Origin of the sequence: Chelativorans multitrophicus (assembly GCF_011317445.1) — a bacterium.
GTDB classification, from domain to species: domain Bacteria; phylum Pseudomonadota; class Alphaproteobacteria; order Rhizobiales; family Rhizobiaceae; genus Chelativorans; species Chelativorans multitrophicus.
Window position 1 is genome coordinate 1,691,760 of the sequence record NZ_JAAAPL010000001.1, and the last position, 14,863, is coordinate 1,706,622.

At 62.0% G+C, this 14,863-nt stretch carries 18 protein-coding genes; 1 reads left to right on the forward strand and 17 read right to left on the reverse strand.

The annotated features are described in order from the left end of the window. From GNP00_RS08210 to GNP00_RS08260, 11 genes are all read right to left on the reverse strand, one after another. Positions 1 to 558: a TetR/AcrR family transcriptional regulator gene (locus GNP00_RS08210; protein ID WP_166015871.1), complete on the reverse strand. Its 558-nt coding sequence runs from the start codon at positions 556 to 558 to the stop codon at positions 1 to 3. A gap of 13 nt (positions 559 to 571) precedes the next feature. After that, the gene (locus GNP00_RS08215; RefSeq protein ID WP_166015873.1) at positions 572 to 2,080 is read right to left on the reverse strand and encodes an MFS transporter; all 1,509 of its coding nucleotides are present in this window, start codon (positions 2,078 to 2,080) and stop codon (positions 572 to 574) included. 346 nt (positions 2,081 to 2,426) lie between these two features. After that, positions 2,427 to 4,499 (reverse strand): DUF3363 domain-containing protein, encoded by a 2,073-nt coding sequence (locus tag GNP00_RS23690; RefSeq protein WP_166015875.1) that lies wholly within the window; start codon positions 4,497 to 4,499, stop codon positions 2,427 to 2,429. Between the two features lie 313 nt (positions 4,500 to 4,812). Next, a complete protein-coding gene (locus tag GNP00_RS08225) occupies positions 4,813 to 5,523 on the reverse strand; it encodes a lytic transglycosylase domain-containing protein (protein WP_166015876.1) in 711 nt (236 codons plus the stop codon). A gap of 4 nt (positions 5,524 to 5,527) precedes the next feature. Beyond that, positions 5,528 to 5,863, reverse strand: coding sequence for a DUF736 domain-containing protein (locus GNP00_RS08230; protein WP_112520466.1), 336 nt, complete (start codon positions 5,861 to 5,863; stop codon positions 5,528 to 5,530). A 35-nt stretch (positions 5,864 to 5,898) separates the two neighbouring features. Continuing rightward, a complete protein-coding gene (locus tag GNP00_RS08235; RefSeq protein WP_166015878.1) occupies positions 5,899 to 6,444 on the reverse strand; it encodes a S26 family signal peptidase in 546 nt (181 codons plus the stop codon). Further along, positions 6,441 to 6,959, reverse strand: a complete 519-nt coding sequence (locus GNP00_RS08240) for a DUF2840 domain-containing protein (protein WP_166015880.1) — start codon at positions 6,957 to 6,959, stop codon at positions 6,441 to 6,443. Before GNP00_RS08240 ends, GNP00_RS08235 begins: the two co-directional genes overlap by 4 nt. Continuing rightward, positions 6,956 to 7,210, reverse strand: a complete 255-nt coding sequence (locus GNP00_RS08245; protein WP_166015882.1) for a hypothetical protein — start codon at positions 7,208 to 7,210, stop codon at positions 6,956 to 6,958. The genes GNP00_RS08240 and GNP00_RS08245 overlap by 4 nt, the downstream gene beginning before the upstream one ends. Continuing rightward, entirely contained in the window at positions 7,207 to 7,860 is a 654-nt protein-coding gene (gene parA / locus GNP00_RS08250; protein ID WP_166015884.1) for a ParA family partition ATPase, read from the reverse strand. Before parA ends, GNP00_RS08245 begins: the two co-directional genes overlap by 4 nt. Then, complete coding sequence (locus GNP00_RS08255; RefSeq protein ID WP_166015886.1) at positions 7,857 to 8,948, reverse strand: replication initiator protein A; 1,092 nt, start codon at positions 8,946 to 8,948, stop codon at positions 7,857 to 7,859. Before GNP00_RS08255 ends, parA begins: the two co-directional genes overlap by 4 nt. Next, positions 8,949 to 9,221: a helix-turn-helix transcriptional regulator gene (locus tag GNP00_RS08260; protein ID WP_165457007.1), complete on the reverse strand. Its 273-nt coding sequence runs from the start codon at positions 9,219 to 9,221 to the stop codon at positions 8,949 to 8,951. A gap of 464 nt (positions 9,222 to 9,685) precedes the next feature. On the opposite strand from GNP00_RS08260, the gene GNP00_RS08265 reads away from it, so the two are divergent. Next, complete coding sequence (locus tag GNP00_RS08265; RefSeq protein WP_207634019.1) at positions 9,686 to 9,982, forward strand: DNA -binding domain-containing protein; 297 nt, start codon at positions 9,686 to 9,688, stop codon at positions 9,980 to 9,982. A 7-nt stretch (positions 9,983 to 9,989) separates the two neighbouring features. Here GNP00_RS08265 and GNP00_RS08270 read toward each other — a convergent pair whose 3' ends face one another. The 6 genes from GNP00_RS08270 to GNP00_RS08295 form a co-directional block, all read right to left on the reverse strand. Next, positions 9,990 to 10,622 carry a DUF2285 domain-containing protein gene (locus tag GNP00_RS08270; protein ID WP_343037180.1) on the reverse strand — a complete coding sequence of 211 codons (633 nt, stop codon included), beginning with the start codon at positions 10,620 to 10,622 and terminating at the stop codon, positions 9,990 to 9,992. Next, the gene (locus GNP00_RS23315; RefSeq protein WP_112520473.1) at positions 10,570 to 10,785 is read right to left on the reverse strand and encodes a transcriptional regulator domain-containing protein; all 216 of its coding nucleotides are present in this window, start codon (positions 10,783 to 10,785) and stop codon (positions 10,570 to 10,572) included. The genes GNP00_RS08270 and GNP00_RS23315 overlap by 53 nt, the downstream gene beginning before the upstream one ends. 278 nt (positions 10,786 to 11,063) lie before the next feature. Next, on the reverse strand, positions 11,064 to 11,390 hold the full coding sequence (locus GNP00_RS08280) for a DUF736 domain-containing protein (RefSeq protein ID WP_013368635.1): 327 nt from the start codon (positions 11,388 to 11,390) through the stop codon (positions 11,064 to 11,066). A 695-nt stretch (positions 11,391 to 12,085) separates the two neighbouring features. Then, positions 12,086 to 12,880, reverse strand: coding sequence for a hypothetical protein (locus GNP00_RS08285; RefSeq protein ID WP_166015888.1), 795 nt, complete (start codon positions 12,878 to 12,880; stop codon positions 12,086 to 12,088). A 210-nt stretch (positions 12,881 to 13,090) separates the two neighbouring features. After that, entirely contained in the window at positions 13,091 to 13,531 is a 441-nt protein-coding gene (locus GNP00_RS08290; protein WP_166015890.1) for a hypothetical protein, read from the reverse strand. Positions 13,532 to 13,682: 151 nt separating this feature from the next. Further along, positions 13,683 to 14,609, reverse strand: a complete 927-nt coding sequence (locus GNP00_RS08295; RefSeq protein ID WP_166015892.1) for a DUF2493 domain-containing protein — start codon at positions 14,607 to 14,609, stop codon at positions 13,683 to 13,685. Positions 14,610 to 14,863 lie beyond the last annotated feature (254 nt).

The window sequence follows — 14,863 nt, forward strand, 5'->3', positions numbered from 1 at the left end:
TCACTCTCCTTCGACGGGGTTCGATTCCTGCTCGGCCATCGCCACGAGGCGGCGGCAGATGCGGTCCTTGAGTTTTTTGGGAAGCGGCCGCGATGACAGCGCCTCATGCGCCCACAGACCGTCGGCCGCCAGACGCGCGATGAACCGCGACAGCGCAGCTTCGTCTTCGGTCTCGGGAACAGGCGGCGCCCAGCGGTCGATCACATCCTGCCAGAGTTCGCCGAGCCGGGCCTCGCCCGCGCTTTCAAGCATCAGCAGGAGTTCCGCCCGATCGGCGGCCTGCGCGCAGGTCTGCACATAGGCCGCGTATCGCTGCGCCGGCGTTGCGGCGGCGGCTTTCTTGCCCGCCGCCTTCGCCATCGCCTTTTCCCAGCCTTCGGCCAGATGCTTGTGGGTCGAAAAGATCAGCTCTTCCCGCGACGGGAAGTGGTAGATCAGCCCGCCCCGCGTCAGCTTCGCCTCTTCCGCGACAGCATCGAAGGTGACGGCGGTGACGCCATCACGCTGGATGATGGCGACGACCGCATCGAGGATCTGCGTGCGCTTGCTCGTTCGCATCGGATCATTCCTCTCAGTGCGAGGAATAGATCGAGGATTGCGAACCCGGACCATAGTTGCGCAGCAGCACTGCGGTGATGACCGCACCCACTGCCAGCACCGCCGCGACCACATACATCACGGTCAGATAGCCGCGATCGAAGGCCTGGCTCGCCGCATCGATGATCGCCTGACCATCGGCTCCGGCTTGCGCTGCCAGCGCGAGCGCGCCGCCCATGCTGTCGCGCATCGCCTCTGGCGCTCCCGCCGGAAGCATGACCGAAGCCGTGTAGATCGCCGACAGCAGGCTGCCGAGGAAGGCCACGGCCAGCAGGCTGCCGAACTCGTAGGACACCTCCTCGACCGACGAGGCCATGCCCGCCCGATGCACAGGCGCATTCCCGACAATGGCGGTCGAAGCCACCGACATGGCCGCGCCCACGCCGGCCCCGCTCAACACCATGCCGGCGATCAGCCAGCCAAGGCCATGGGTGACGCCCCAGGTCGCCAGCACGACAGCCAGCGATGCGGCGGCAAGACCACCCGCGATCAGAATGCGCAGGCCGATCTTGTGCAGAAACGCACCGCCAAGCATCGCGGTCGGCAGCGAGCCGAGCGCAGCCGCCGAAACCAGCAGCCCCGCCTCGAGCGGCGAGAAGCCGGCAACGAGCTGGAAGCGCTGCGTGGTGACGAGCTCAATGCCGCCGATCGCGAACATGGCGAAGGCCGCCGCCATCACGCCCGACGAGAAGGCGGCGTTGCGGAAGATCGAGAAGTCGAGCAGCGGGAAGGTCAGGCGCGACTGGCGGCGCACGAAGAGGATGCTCGCCACCACGGCGACGACAAACGCCCCGGCCGGCACCAGCCAGGATTGACCGACATGCGCCGATTCCTTGATCGCGATCACCAGCGCCGACAACGCCACGAGCGCTTGCAGCGAGGAGACCAGATCCCATGGCTTGCTATGGTCGGTCTCACCCTTCGGCGCGACGACCAGTGTCGAGAGGAACGCAACGATGACCACCGGCACGTTGATCAGGAAGACCGATCCCCACCAGAAATGCTCCAGCAGGAAGCCGCCGACGATCGGGCCGAGCGCACTGCCGACGACCGACAGCGATCCCCAGATCGCAATGGCGATGTTGCGCTCGCGCTCATCGAGGAAGGTCACCCGGATCAAGGCCAGCGTCGCCGGCATCATCGCCGCCGCGCCGACGGCAAGAAACGCCCGGGCCGCAATCAGGATGTTGGCCGACGGCGAGAAGGCCGCGACCAACGAAGCGATGCCAAACAGCACCAGGCCGATCAGGAACATCTGCCGATGGCCGATGCGGTCGCCGAGCGTGCCGGTGCCCAGCAGCAGGCCTGCCATCACCAACGGATAGGCATTGATGATCCACAGCCCCTGCGTCTGCGAAGCGCCGAGTTCGCGTGTCAGCGTCGGCAGCGCCGTATAGAGAACCGAGTTATCGAGGGTGATCAGCAGCAGACCGGCGGCGACGGTCACAAGCAGCACCCACCTGTTCGAATGCGAGGTGGTCATGGGTTAGCCATCCTGTTTGAATGGCCATAATTATACAAACATGTTTGTAAGGTTTCAAGCGCAATTTGTTTTGTGCGCTACCTCGCCCTGAATGATGCAAATGGCGCCTTTCGGACTGAGTGTTCCGCAGCAAAAGTAGCGAGAGGGGAGACGGGATTTTCGTGACGGGTTTTAAGTATAAGGGCTCTCCACGCCGTCGCGGTGAATACCCCAACGGCTACTCCTGCTCAGAAAATCACCTTATCTTCCTGCACGACATTCCCTTCAGCGAATGGCGTAGTTGAGCATGTTAAGATCGGGCCGGTTGCTGCTGGTCTTCGCGATGATGGCGCCCGGCTAGCAGTGACTACAACCCCAATGCCCGCTGCCTCCCAAGCTGCCACGACACCGATCCGCCCTGCACGATGCCCGCAACCTCGCGGCCGATCAGGCGGTCGATTACTGGCCGCCATGGGACGAGAGTGAACTCGTGACTCTTTTCGATAATGGCGAACTTGCCGCTCGATATATGTGCGGTCCCGGTGAACTTGCCGCTGACGGTCTCGCCATCGGTAGCCGCACGAAACGGCAAGCCCTTGCTCCCGGCCATTTCCGCACCGACGCGGGCCACTTCCCGTTCGCGCAGATTGGCGAGCAGGTTGCGCCGATAGAGGATGCGTCCATTCTGCTGCCGTGTGGCATCGCCCTGTGCAATATGATGCTCTCGCCGCTGGTCCATAGCCTCGCGCACCTGCTGACCGAACCCGGCCGGGGTAATATCCGAAGCGTCCGGCGTAACCAGTCGCCGGTCCAGCCAGGTCGCACCATCAGCGCCGATCTGCTTTTCCAGATCGAAGGTAGAGACGACACGAATGCTGGCCTGCCGGTTGCGACCGGCATCATAGGCGGTGGCGCGACTCTCGAAGTCATCGGGGATGCGCCACTGGTCAGCGTCGATCCGCTCAGCGATCCCGGCGCGGCGCAGCGCCTCCAGTCGCCGGACATGGGCATCTACATAGCCCTCGTAATCCCCGCCCGGTACACGTCCCTCGAACTTCGCCTGTTCGAGGTGGCGGCTCGGTCGGTAAATACCATTCTCCGAGATCGCAGCGATGGTGTGATCGGACGGCCGCTGCGCCGTATCGGCGGGGCCAACTTCGACGATGCTGCCGATCCGGGCATCTTCGACGCGGGCCGGATCAATGCCGGGAAGATGGTGTGTTCGCCCGTCGATGCCGTCCACCACGAGCGTCAGGTTCTCGCCCATCTCGTCGGTGAGATATTTGTCCACGACGCGTCCGGTGATGGGCGCCGCGGGTGCTGCATCGTGAAGCTGGAAGGTCATTGGATCACGTTCCTGCCCATCGGCCTTCAGCGCCTTGTGCATGTTGCGGATGATGTCGCCGCGTTCACCAAGTTCACGAAGCGCCGGTTCCATCTTCGCGCCGAGCTCCCAGACGCCCGGCGCGTGTTCGGTGGCGAGCCCCATCTTTTCCAGTTTGGCGAGACGGCGCAGGCGAAGCGTGCGGTTGAACTGGCGGCGTGCATCGGCCGGTTCATGGCGCAGATCAAGGAACCGTTCGTCGGCCTCCTCGGTCATGGTGCTGTCGATGCGCGTAAAGCGGTCCTGATCGATTTCGGCAGACAGCTTGCGGCTCTGCTCGATCTCGGTCACTGGGCCCAGTTCCAGCGTGGTCAGTTCGCTCGCCCGCTCACGAATGCCATTGGCGAGATAATCGCCATTGATGACCAGGTTCTCGCCTAGATCGTCCTTGCCCCGAACGATGACATGGACATGGGGGTGGCCGGTATTGTGGTGATTGACCGCCACCCAGTCGAGTTTCGTGCCAAGGTCAGCCTCGATGCGGCTCATCAGATCGCGGGTGTGCTCGGTGAGATCGGTAAGATCGGCGGCATCTTCGGGTGAAACGATAAAGCGGAACTGGTGGCGATCATCCTTGCCTCGGTCAAGGAACGCATCTCCATCAGCGCGATCGTCGGTGGCGGAATAGAGCTGGCCACGTTCGCCATCACGCGAGGTTCCATCGCGCTGGATATAGCGCAGATGAGCAGCCCCTTTGCCATTCTTCCCCGCGTTCTGAACGTACCGGGTTTTGACGACGACGCGGCGCACGCCGGCCGCACTGTGCCGCCAGCCGCCCGACAGGGCGCGTGCGCGGACAAAGGCCGCGCCGCGGCCACGCTTGACGCCCGGACCTTTGCCAGTCCGCGATGCCTTCCCGCTCTTTCCGGCCGAACCAGATGAAGGCGACGAGGACGTCCGTGATGCGAATGATGATGATCTGCCGGGGCCGTTGCTATGCTGACGCGCCAGCTTCTTCGCCTGCGTCAGAAAGCTCTTCGCCTTGCCCACCTTCGGCGCGTCGGATTTGATCCGACCTGACTTGGGGCGCAAGCGGTTCTCGTCGTCGGCACTCATGAGCGCATCCCATGCCGTTTAAGCACGCAAACGGCAGATATTCGGCTATAGTGCCGGTCAAAATCCAGCAAAGCCAAGGCTTTGCGCCATATCGCGGCACGCGAGACCCAAAAGCAGGGTGCCGTGCGCCGCGCCCCAAAACAGTGTGCAGACAAGGGCTTGCCCAGAAACCGGCCCGACAGGGTGCCGGTTTCCTTTATCTTGCCCTCCGCCTTCCCTGCCCTTTTTGCCCTTCCTGCCGGGAATGCAGCCAGGCGACCCCTTGCCTGACTGCACACCGGAAGCGGACCGAAAGCGCGTGGAGACGCCATGCTCATGGCGCATCTCCATTGCTCGCACGGGCCACGAATATGCCGCCGTCCTGTGGCTCCTGATCGACGGCATCGCGCAGAGGAACGGTTGCGCGGACGCCGCTCGACGGCTGATTGGCCGCCGCCGAATTGCCGCTGGATTGCGCAACGAAGAGCGGAGCTTCGCGCCAATCCGGCGGTGGCGGCGGCACAATCGTCGGCACATCAGGCGCAGCCGTATGCCCGAGAACAGGTGCGAGCGTGGCGACATAGGCGCGTGTTTCTGCGGGCAAAGTGCGGCCTGTCGCCAGATGCTCGTCATAGCGACCGGGACCGGCATTGTAGGCGGCAAGCATGGCCGCGACATTGCCATAGCGGTCCCACATCTCGCGCAGATAGGCCGTACCTGCGAGGATGTTGTCGCGCGGATCGTAAGGATCTCGTCCGAGGCCATAGCGGCTGTGCAGGCCCGCCCAGGTATCGGGCATGACCTGCATCAGTCCCATTGCACCCGCCGATGAGATGGCGCGCACATCGCCCGCGCTTTCCACACGCAGCACGGCCCGAATCCAGTGCTCTGGAATGCCGAAACGCTGTGACGCCTCGGCAATGAGAGCAGCATGGGGATGCGCAGTGACAGGCGCGGGTTGCTGCGTGACCTGCGCAAGCGCTGGCGTCAATCCGCTGCCAGCCGACAGAAGGGCCGTGAAGAGAAGAAGGGCGCGGGATCGCATGATCTCAGTCCCGATCTTCGCGGGGCCGCGGGCGGCTCCAGTGCAGCGACCATGACGAGCCTGCATCGTCGTCGCGGAACAGGTTGGCGCGGATCGGCTGCGGCAAGGCGGGATCGTCGAGCAGCACCGAGAGATATTCGCCAGCCTTTTCGCCGGTGCGTTTCCATGCAGCGCCGACCTCGGGGCCGTCATCAGCTCCGTGATGGACACGGTAGTCCGGCGCGTTTTCGGCGTCCGAATGCTCGGCTGGCATGATGGTAAGCTCACGGAAGAGCGTGAGCGTGTGAACGCGCCCGGAAAAGCCCGTTTCATCGCGCGTGAACAATCCGATCTGTGGCATGAAAAATCTCCTGTCGTCGAGGTTTCGGCGTGGGTTCAATGCGTGGCCGACCGCCATTCGTAGCGGCCATCACCTTCCCCATCGGTCCAGAGCGGCAGCGCCCGGCCGATGACGGAACTGGCGGGAACAGGTCCGAAGTAACGGCCATCGAGGCTGTCCCGGATGTCCCAATTCATGAGGAAGAGTTCACCGTCGCCGATAATGCGGCAGCCCTGCCAGACCGGCAGATCGCGGCCCATGCGGTCGCGCTCCAGCGCGTCCCCCATCTCGACATGATCGACGGTAATGGTCGCACCGTTGCGGCAAACGCGCTGTCCCGGCAGGCCGAGGACACGCTTCAGCAGCGGCACGCCGCGTCCGATATAGCCGCGATCGACCATGAACCGCTCCAGCGGCTCAGACGGCATGATGGCGACCAGTTCGGGCACTTCGAGCGCATCGGCGGGAGCAACTGTGTAGAAGCCGATGGGCGCGCTGGCAGTCGCATTCCAGATCAGCCGGGTGGGCAGATCGGCAACCGCCGTGACGACAAGCGTGCCGACGGCCAGCATGGACACGGCAAGGATATGACGACGGCTCATGGTGCGATCCTCCGGCGGCTGACCCATGCGGCATGGCGCTCCGGGGTGTAGGGATTGGGTTCCTGACCAGCACTCAAACGGTTGTGGACGTGCCGCCAATGCTCCGGCGCAACATCCGCCGGATCGACGCCTAGCGCGTCCACGGCATCGATCAGGGCCAACACCCGCTGGACTTGTCGCCAGCCATCGATACGCAGCAGGATCTCGCCGCCAGGACGAACGAAGGGCACGGTCTGGTACGGTTCGCCACGCCCGACAGCGCGCAGGATGTCGAGCCGCGAGACGATGGTGCCGTAATCGTTGGAAGCCCAGCGATTGAGTGCGAAGATGCTTTCGGGCGCAAAACCGATCAGACTGCGGCGGCGGTCGATGATCTGCTCAAAGCTCTTGCGGCCGAAGCGTATCCACCGCTCGACCTTCTTCTTCTGGAAGGTCAGTTCGACCAATGTGGTGAACGGTGCAGGCCCGTCCGCCTGCGGATGTTCATGCGCAGCGCGCACGGTTTTGCCGGTCATGGCTGATCTCCTTCGATGGGTGGAAACTCGCGGACCAGCAGCTCGCGCAGCATCACGGCGACGGTGACGCCACGCCGGAAAGCGGCAACCTTGATGCGCCCGCGCAGTTCGGGCGTGATGTCGATGGTCAGGCGCGCGGTGAACGCCTCCGTAGCCGTCTTGCCGGTTGCCGGCGCATCGGCGGCTCTGACCCAGCTATCGGGATTGCCCGGACGCGATGCGAAGCCGGATTTGACGGGCGGACGCGTCATGACACGATCCTCCCGACACCGAGGCCATCGATCTCGGTCACCAGTGCTGTGACCTCCTGTGCGGCCCGTTCGCCGCCATCGGTCTCCGAGACCAGCCGTCCGGTCTGCGCGGCTTCGGCGAAGGCGACACGCTGGCCGACCGTCGTGGCCAGCAAAGGTGGATCATGGTCCGCCAGTGTCTCGGCCGTTTCGCGGGCGATGACGGTGCGCGCACTGCATCGGTTCAGCAGAAAACGGGCGGCGAGTTCAGGGCGATAGATGCGTGCTTCGTTCAGAAGCGCCAGCATCTCAGCTGATGCCCAGCCGTCAAAGGGGGATGGCTGCACCGGGATCAGCAACAGGTCGGCTGCAAGCAGCGCTGAGCGCATCAGACCAGCGACACGGGGCGGACCATCAATGACGATATGATCGGCGTCACGCGCCAGTTCCGGCGCTTCCCTATGCAGGGTATCGCGGGCAAGGCCGATGACGGTGAACAGCCTTGGCAGCCCTTCATGGCTGCGCCGCTCTGACCAGTCCAGTGCCGAGCCTTGCGGGTCGGCGTCGATCAGGATGACCCGCTTGCCTTGCGCAGCCCAGGCTCCGGCAAGATTCAGCGCCAGCGTGGTCTTGCCCACGCCGCCTTTCTGATTGAGGAGCGCGACGATCATGGCGTACCCCGCCCAGGTCGGCGAGAAGTGGCACTGGCACCGTGCCTTTCATGCGCGCGCGTCAAAGAAGAAAAGTTAGATTCTATGTTAGATTCTAAGTTAGCAGTCGGATTCTTCTTTTCGTTCCAGAGGCTTAACTGGGGCTCGTGCGCCTGATGTGCCGATAGTGCTGCGCCTGATGTACCGATACCCTTTGCGCCTGATGTACCGACGGCATCAACAATGTTATCCACAGGCACTGTGGATAGATTTTCAGGGCGGATTCGCAGCAGTTCGCGGCGATCCTCGCGCAGGATCTTAAGCTGGTAGCCGGGCAGCGGCTGGCGGGCAGCAATGCGGCGCAAGTCCAGTGCAAAGTCCGATGGTCGGGCCATGCTGCCGGATTTCTGGTAAAGGTGCGCAACCTCGAACAGCCAGCCATGCGGCTGATGTCCGGCGTGTTTGCGGGCAACACGGTAGAGCCAGCGCTCGATACCACCGGTCAGCCGGAAATAATCCGGATCGATGGTCAGGACCAGCGAACGGTCAAGGACACTGTTGTAGAACCACTCAGGCAGGACAAACTCCATGCCCTCAACGCGACCGTCGCGCGTGGTCATCTCTTCCCATTCGTTGATCCAGGAGAACTGGCGGCGGCGCCAATGCTTGCCGTTACGGATCGTCGTGGCGACGACTGTGGATTGCAGCCGGGCAAGCGCTGCCTTCAGCAGCAGATATTGGCGGTTTCCGGTGTCGCGGCCGATGGCGCGCAGCAGATGATAGGGCGTGAAGCGGAAGAAGCGGGATGTCTTGATGCCGTTGTTTTCGGCGGCAACGATCTGGCTTGCAGCCCAGATCAGCACATCGGCATCCCAGATCGTCGCCATGCCATGTTCGGGCATCCCGAACACCTGCACCTCGACATCGGCGGTCTTGTAGAGGATGGGCTTCGTGCGCGGCGTCTTCGCCAGCGAGAAGAAAGGCCGCTCCATCAGATCGCGCTGGTCGCGCGGACTGGCATCGCCGGTTGCGACCACGAAGGGATCGAGGTGGCTGCGCTCGCTACCGCCTTCTCGTTGCAGGGCGTCAGGGTGATCGACGCGCCGCATTCAGAGCTTGCTCCGCTCTTCAGGCGTCAGGGGGCGAGCCGGAAAGACCGTGCCGACGTCCTTGTCACTGGTGGATTTGCGTGCGCCGATGTCGGCCCAGGCCTGAAGATCCTCGACCGTGTAGAGAACCCGGCCACCGATTTTGCGATAGGTCGGACCGGTCCCGTAGGTCCGGTGTTTTTCCAGCGTGCGAAGAGAAATGCCAAGGAAACGTGCAGCTTCCTGAGTACGCAGCATGCGCGGTGGCAGGTCCGCGTTTCGGCGCTCGGCCATGAGATCACCTCCGGTTCGTCAGGTTGATGCGGCTGCCGGAGACGGCGGCGCGCTATGGCGAACCATGGGAAGTGATCGGCGGCGTGTAGCGTGCCGCATTTGCGTACATACGCAGACGGCACCCCGGAAAGGGGCTATGTCAGCGCGAAAAGACGTGAGATTTCAGCAACTCAGGAAGGCCGATGCGGATTCGCTCAAGACATCCGCGCGCAGTTCGGCTATGAATGCAGATGGAGCAGACGCACTGCTCCGGGGGCGTAGTAACCCCTGACTAGCGGTTGGTGTCGGCCGTGACGGCACCATACTCCTTGACCCTATGGTCGGGGAGCCTGTGGCGTATGCAACAGGCTTTCCAGCTAAAGGCCATGGGGCCGTCTAGTCACGGTTACTAACTCCCCGATCACCAGGAGTCAGAGAGTTTTATTGCGGGGGCGAACCGCAGAAACTCTTCTGAAAGAAGGGGAATGACCGTGAAAGCATCCGACGAACTTGATCCCGAAGTGGATGATCTGGCCCCGTCCGGCCATATCATCACCGCCTATGACGAGCAGCACTTTGTGACCTATCTGCGCCTTCTCGACGCCAAAGCCGAGGAAGCCGACTGGAAGGAAGTGTCGCAGATCGTTCTGCACCGCGATCCGGCATCAGATGAGATGCGAACCCGGCGATGCTGGCAGAGCCATCTGGAACGCGCCCAATGGCTGTCGCGGGAAGGTTACAGGCAAATACTGGAACAGGCTGCGGCAAACAGGAATCCGTGAGATTGCCTCATTTGCCTTTTGATCGTGGGATCGGCTTGACCGGATAATGTAAAAGCAACCGATAGCCCCCGCGCATCATCCTGATGCCGTGGGCAACAAGACGACGTGCCTTGTTCTTGCGCGGATCAGTCTCGAAATCTTCCTTGTTGCCGCGGAAGCCGAGCAGGACTTCGGCAACGGCGCGATAGCTTTCGCCGTGCAGCCGTGCGTCCAGCGCCCGCAGCGACAGAAGGTGCCATTGCCGAAGCTGCGCTGGCATGGCACGAATATCCGGCCCCGGAGAGCGGCCTGTCAGGCACCTCCAGAGGCGGCGGGCCGCATGGGCCCGTAATTCCATGAACTCGTCCATGGGCAGGATTGCAGCATAGAAAGCTGCCGCATCGATTGCGCCCTGTGGCAGCCAGAGTTGATGCTCCATCCCACCGACACGCCAGATTGCGTGCCAGCCATCCGGTGCGCGGCGCAGGATCAGGCCATCGAGATGTGCGAGAGCGACAAGCCGCCCGCCATCCGGATCGTTCTGCTCGACCGGAGACAGAATAATGGCCTGCGGATTGAAATGCGGCGACCAGAAAGGCGGCGCGCCGTCAGGCTGCGCGTCGGGGTCGTGCGCGAAATCGCACCCCCCAGCGGGAAGCAAAGGCGTTAACCTCTTCTCCCGCGGGTTCTCTCCTCTGCGTGAGTCTCTCGACGTCACGGCGATAGTCTTCGTTGCGACGAAGATATTCCCAGGCGAAACCGGCGGGCGGAAGGTCTTTAATGCGTTTATAGGCCGCCGGAGTACGCCAATCTATGCTCTGCATGGCGCGTCCTCCCAAAGCCGGACGGCACAAGGCCACGTCCGACCTGAAAAGGCTGCGGCATTGAATGATTTTGCGGTAGAGTGGCTAGTGCGATAAGTAAATCGCCTAACCCGATCAACCCATTAAAGAATTTCTCGTTAGCACTGTTGTGCATCACATGGGAGACATCTTGGCGACGTTCTCGTGTCAGTGATCGGGGCGGTTGCGGTAGGCGTGACGATTTTCCTGCGGGCATAAGAAAGGCCCCGACCTTGCGGTCGGGGCCTTTGTGCCGCGCCTCAGTCGCCGCGGCGACCGTTGGGGCGGGACCAGATGAGGGAGAAGGTGTCGCCTTCTTCGTCATCGAAGAGGTTGGCGTAGATCGGGGCGTTGAAGCTCGGATCATCCAGCTTGAGGCCCAGATAGTCGCGGCCCTCGTTGGAGCGCTTGGACCAGGCGGCGCCGATCTCTGCGCGGCCGACCAGAACCCGGTGGCTGGGGGCGTTCTCACCGGTGGCGCGCAGGTCGGGGACGATGCGCACGCCCTTGGCCTGGACGCTGAGGGTGACGATTTCGCCGGTGAAGTCGTTCGAGCCGGTCTTCTTGAAGGTGCCGATGGTTGCCATTTTAAGTCTCCGTTTTCCGTTTCCGAGCCCGCACCATTGCGGCCTCGATGGCGATCGAACGGCCGGAGACGAACGCTGGCGCACCCCCTTGGGGGGCTGGACAGCACAGGAGGAACTTTCTTGTTCCGCGCGGAATGGCGGCTTTGCCGTCAGGGGAAGAAAGTTGTGACGACGCTGTTGCGCTAAAGCGGTCGAAGCGCATCGCGCTGCTTTTCGGCCAGATCAGGCCATTGAAGAGGCCGTTTGGAGCGGTTGAGACACGGGGTCTGAACGGAGACGGTGGCAACTTTGAGTGCCCATCAGGATGATCTGACCGGCCGCACCGGCTTATCGTGTACCCTGTGCTTCAGGCTATGCGCATCTCTCCTTCCGGCCTGTTCCACCGGCATCGCTCCAACCGGGTTCTGGTCAGTCCACGAAGGTCAGTACCGACCGTCTTACGCTCCTATGGGCAGCGTCTGTGCCTCAAGCTGGATGATCCGACGCTTGGTTGCTGTCTGCCACCATTTTCCTGACGAAGACGGAAGATGATCCGCATCCGCTTCTGGTCGCCATCCACGGATCATTGCGGTTCAGGTGCGTGCAAAGCCGCCGTCCGCCTGGTCGGTTGCTGCCATGCCCGCAACGCGCAGGAAAGCCGTTACGCTTCGATAAGGGCAACGACCCTCTCCAGGACAACGGTGAAGTTCACGGCGCTAGAACTTAACGGTGTCAACATCTGGTTGGTTGCTCAACAGAACCAGGCCCGGAGCAAATGTGAAGCTTGTCTTCGCAAAGACAAGCTCACCGTCCCCTTCCTCGTCACCATATTGTTCCCAATACCCTTGGACGGGCTGATGATTATGCTCGGCATTTAGAAGCCCGGCTTTGGCCCTCAGCCACGAATGAGTGGCCTTCAGCGTTGAAAGGTACGCGTTAACAGTTGCCAGAAGCCCTTGAGCTGTCACGGCGGCGGCGTCAGCCTCACCGCCTTCCTTTGCAGAGTGGAATAGTACGGCACCGTATACAGGGTGCTGATCGAGCAGCCCGAGTCGTTGGTACATCGTGAGTAATCTCATCACTCGGTCTATATCTTGGATGATGCCCGAGACGTTTCCAACGCCGAGCTTCGCCTCGGCCAACAGAAGCGGGGGCTGATCGGTAGCGGAAGGGCGCACCACAATGTCGATCCGACAAGAGTCTTTCGCGCCGAATTTGTACTCACCTGCTATTTTGGCGATTTCGGGCCAGCGCGCCGTATCTTTTAAAGAACGCATTCGCGCTAGTCCGCTCGCCTGATGACGGAGATCCCTCATGTGAGTTTCAAGGCTGACGTAACGATCAATCCCTGTAAGTTTCTTCGCCACCTCAACGGTGGTAACATATTCTGGATGTATGTCGGCGTTCTCGAAAGATTCCGTTTCAACTCCGAGGAAGAAACGGCACGTTTTAAAAGCCTCAGCAACACCCGCGCCAATGTTCTTGACGAAATATTCAGCGTTGTTTTCCACAATCTCTCCCCCAATATAACAGATCTTCGACACTGCTTTAACACAAGCATCAAATTCGTCTAACCTAATGGCAAAGCGACGAACAAGATCATGACGTCAATTTCAGAATATGCGCGCACAAAGCGGCTATTTGCTCCAAAAATGTACTGAATGCCGCTCGAACGGGATCATGCGTTCGCTAAGGGTTTAAAGCAGCCACGCGAAGCAATTTTATACATGCCTGACGACATCACTAGCCGGGTCTGCCACCGCCATGCCCGCAACGCGCAGGAAAGCCGTCACGCCCACCGCAATCGCTCCGATAACTGAGAAGATGAGCTGCCATGTCTCAGACGGCATCATGTGTTTGACGATACCAAGCGTGGCATAGAACCCGGCCATCCCCGCCGGAGCGATGAAGGCCAGAGCAATCAGCAAACGTGCCCAGATCGGGCGGATTAGCATGAGCAGGCCCTGACCGACGGCCAGTGTCAGACCGGCGGCGAGAAGACCGACGACGATGCCGCCGAGCCAGCCAGCCCCCGTGCCATAGGCCCAGGTGCCTGCATTCAGGCCTATAAAGAACGGCAGGGCGAATACGGCGAGATTGAACAGCAGCCAGCACATGGTGCCGATGGATGCGATGGAAACGAGGCTTCCGAGAACGATCATGGTGGTGTCTCCGTGCAAAAGGTTGGACGGTTGCGCCTTCCACCACCACCATGGCGCACCGCGACATATAGCATGAATTTGCCTGTCTGGGCGACATGGAATGATCGGCGGGCGCTGTCGTCATGCTCATGATGAGGTGGGAAGGCAGCGCTCACGCGCTGCCGGTCCCGAAGCGATAGACCGGGATGCCCATTTCGCGGGCCTTGTCGGCCAGGTTGTCCTGAATGCCGGTGCCGGGGAAGATGATGACCCCGATCGGCATCGTGGCGAGCATCTGGTCGTTGCGCTTGAAGGGTGCTGCCTTTGCATGTTTTGCCCAGTCGGGTTTGAAGGCGACCTGTGCGACCTTGCGGTTATTGGCCCAGGTGGCCGCGATGCGTTCCGCGCCCTTGGGTGATCCGCCGTGCATCAGCACCATGTCCGGGTGCTTGGCGTGGACCTGATCGAGCTTGGCCCAGATCGTCCGATGATCGGTGGTGTCACCGCCCGAGAAGGCGATCTTCGGTCCGGCGGGCAGCAGCACCTCGTTGTCGGCCCGGCGTTTTGCGGCGATGAAGTCGCGGCTGTCGATCATGGCCGAGGTCATCTGGCGATGGTTGACCCGTGAGCCGGAGCGTTGCGACCAGGGCGTGCCGGTGGTGCGCAGATAGATGTCGGCGGCGGTATCGCGGAAGGTTTCCATGCTGTCGCGGCGCTCGATCAGGCTTTGGCCCGCGCCGATCAGGGTTTCGAGCTGGACGGATTTGACCTCGCTGCCGTCCTGTTCGCGCTGAAGGCGCTTCTGTGCCTGCTCGTTATCGTCGAGTTTGGTCTCGATCCGCTCCACTGCGCGGTGGAAGGTGTTGACGGTGGACCACAGGATCTCGTCGAGGTCGAAATCGAGGCTGGTGTCGGCCATGGTGGAAATCAGCGCGTCGAAGATGTCGGAGACTGCGCCCTGGATGACGTGATCTTCGGGTGTGATCCGGGGATCGGCCTCGTCTTCCGAGGGGCGGTAGCCGTAGAGTTCGAGTTCTTCGATGGCATGGCCGGTCGGGGACGTGCTGTGATCGGGTTCGAAATCGTCGTGTGCGTACATGGGATGCTTCCGTCAGTTGGACCGCGACCGTCGCGGCCTTCATGGCGAGACACGCCCACGGGCGCTCCGGTCTGGCAGCGCGAGCCTCTGGCGAGGGCCTTGATGGCAAAGCCCGGCTGATTTGTTTCGCGCTGTAAAGGCGGCTCCGCCGCCGACGGAAATCAGTCGGGCGCCGCCATTGCCTGACCGGAGCGTTTGTGGGCCGATCGCCCTCTCGGAAGGCCAAGGCGCGGTCCTCTGCTGATGACAGGATG

What these genes read in the sequence shown, in the direction of transcription:
- GNP00_RS08210 (WP_166015871.1), bottom strand. Translation starts at nt 558, where the DNA reads ATGCGAACGAGCAAGCGCACGCAGATCCTCGATGCGGTCGTCGCCATC.
- GNP00_RS08215 (WP_166015873.1), bottom strand. Translation starts at nt 2,080, where the DNA reads ATGACCACCTCGCATTCGAACAGGTGGGTGCTGCTTGTGACCGTCGCC.
- GNP00_RS23690 (WP_166015875.1), bottom strand. Translation starts at nt 4,499, where the DNA reads ATGAGTGCCGACGACGAGAACCGCTTGCGCCCCAAGTCAGGTCGGATC.
- GNP00_RS08225 (WP_166015876.1), bottom strand. Translation starts at nt 5,523, where the DNA reads ATGCGATCCCGCGCCCTTCTTCTCTTCACGGCCCTTCTGTCGGCTGGC.
- GNP00_RS08230 (WP_112520466.1), bottom strand. Translation starts at nt 5,863, where the DNA reads ATGCCACAGATCGGATTGTTCACGCGCGATGAAACGGGCTTTTCCGGG.
- GNP00_RS08235 (WP_166015878.1), bottom strand. Translation starts at nt 6,444, where the DNA reads ATGAGCCGTCGTCATATCCTTGCCGTGTCCATGCTGGCCGTCGGCACG.
- GNP00_RS08240 (WP_166015880.1), bottom strand. Translation starts at nt 6,959, where the DNA reads ATGACCGGCAAAACCGTGCGCGCTGCGCATGAACATCCGCAGGCGGAC.
- GNP00_RS08245 (WP_166015882.1), bottom strand. Translation starts at nt 7,210, where the DNA reads ATGACGCGTCCGCCCGTCAAATCCGGCTTCGCATCGCGTCCGGGCAAT.
- parA (WP_166015884.1), bottom strand. Translation starts at nt 7,860, where the DNA reads ATGATCGTCGCGCTCCTCAATCAGAAAGGCGGCGTGGGCAAGACCACG.
- GNP00_RS08255 (WP_166015886.1), bottom strand. Translation starts at nt 8,948, where the DNA reads ATGCGGCGCGTCGATCACCCTGACGCCCTGCAACGAGAAGGCGGTAGC.
- GNP00_RS08260 (WP_165457007.1), bottom strand. Translation starts at nt 9,221, where the DNA reads ATGGCCGAGCGCCGAAACGCGGACCTGCCACCGCGCATGCTGCGTACT.
- GNP00_RS08265 (WP_207634019.1), top strand. Translation starts at nt 9,686, where the DNA reads ATGACCGTGAAAGCATCCGACGAACTTGATCCCGAAGTGGATGATCTG.
- GNP00_RS23315 (WP_112520473.1), bottom strand. Translation starts at nt 10,785, where the DNA reads ATGCAGAGCATAGATTGGCGTACTCCGGCGGCCTATAAACGCATTAAA.
- GNP00_RS08280 (WP_013368635.1), bottom strand. Translation starts at nt 11,390, where the DNA reads ATGGCAACCATCGGCACCTTCAAGAAGACCGGCTCGAACGACTTCACC.
- GNP00_RS08290 (WP_166015890.1), bottom strand. Translation starts at nt 13,531, where the DNA reads ATGATCGTTCTCGGAAGCCTCGTTTCCATCGCATCCATCGGCACCATG.
- GNP00_RS08295 (WP_166015892.1), bottom strand. Translation starts at nt 14,609, where the DNA reads ATGTACGCACACGACGATTTCGAACCCGATCACAGCACGTCCCCGACC.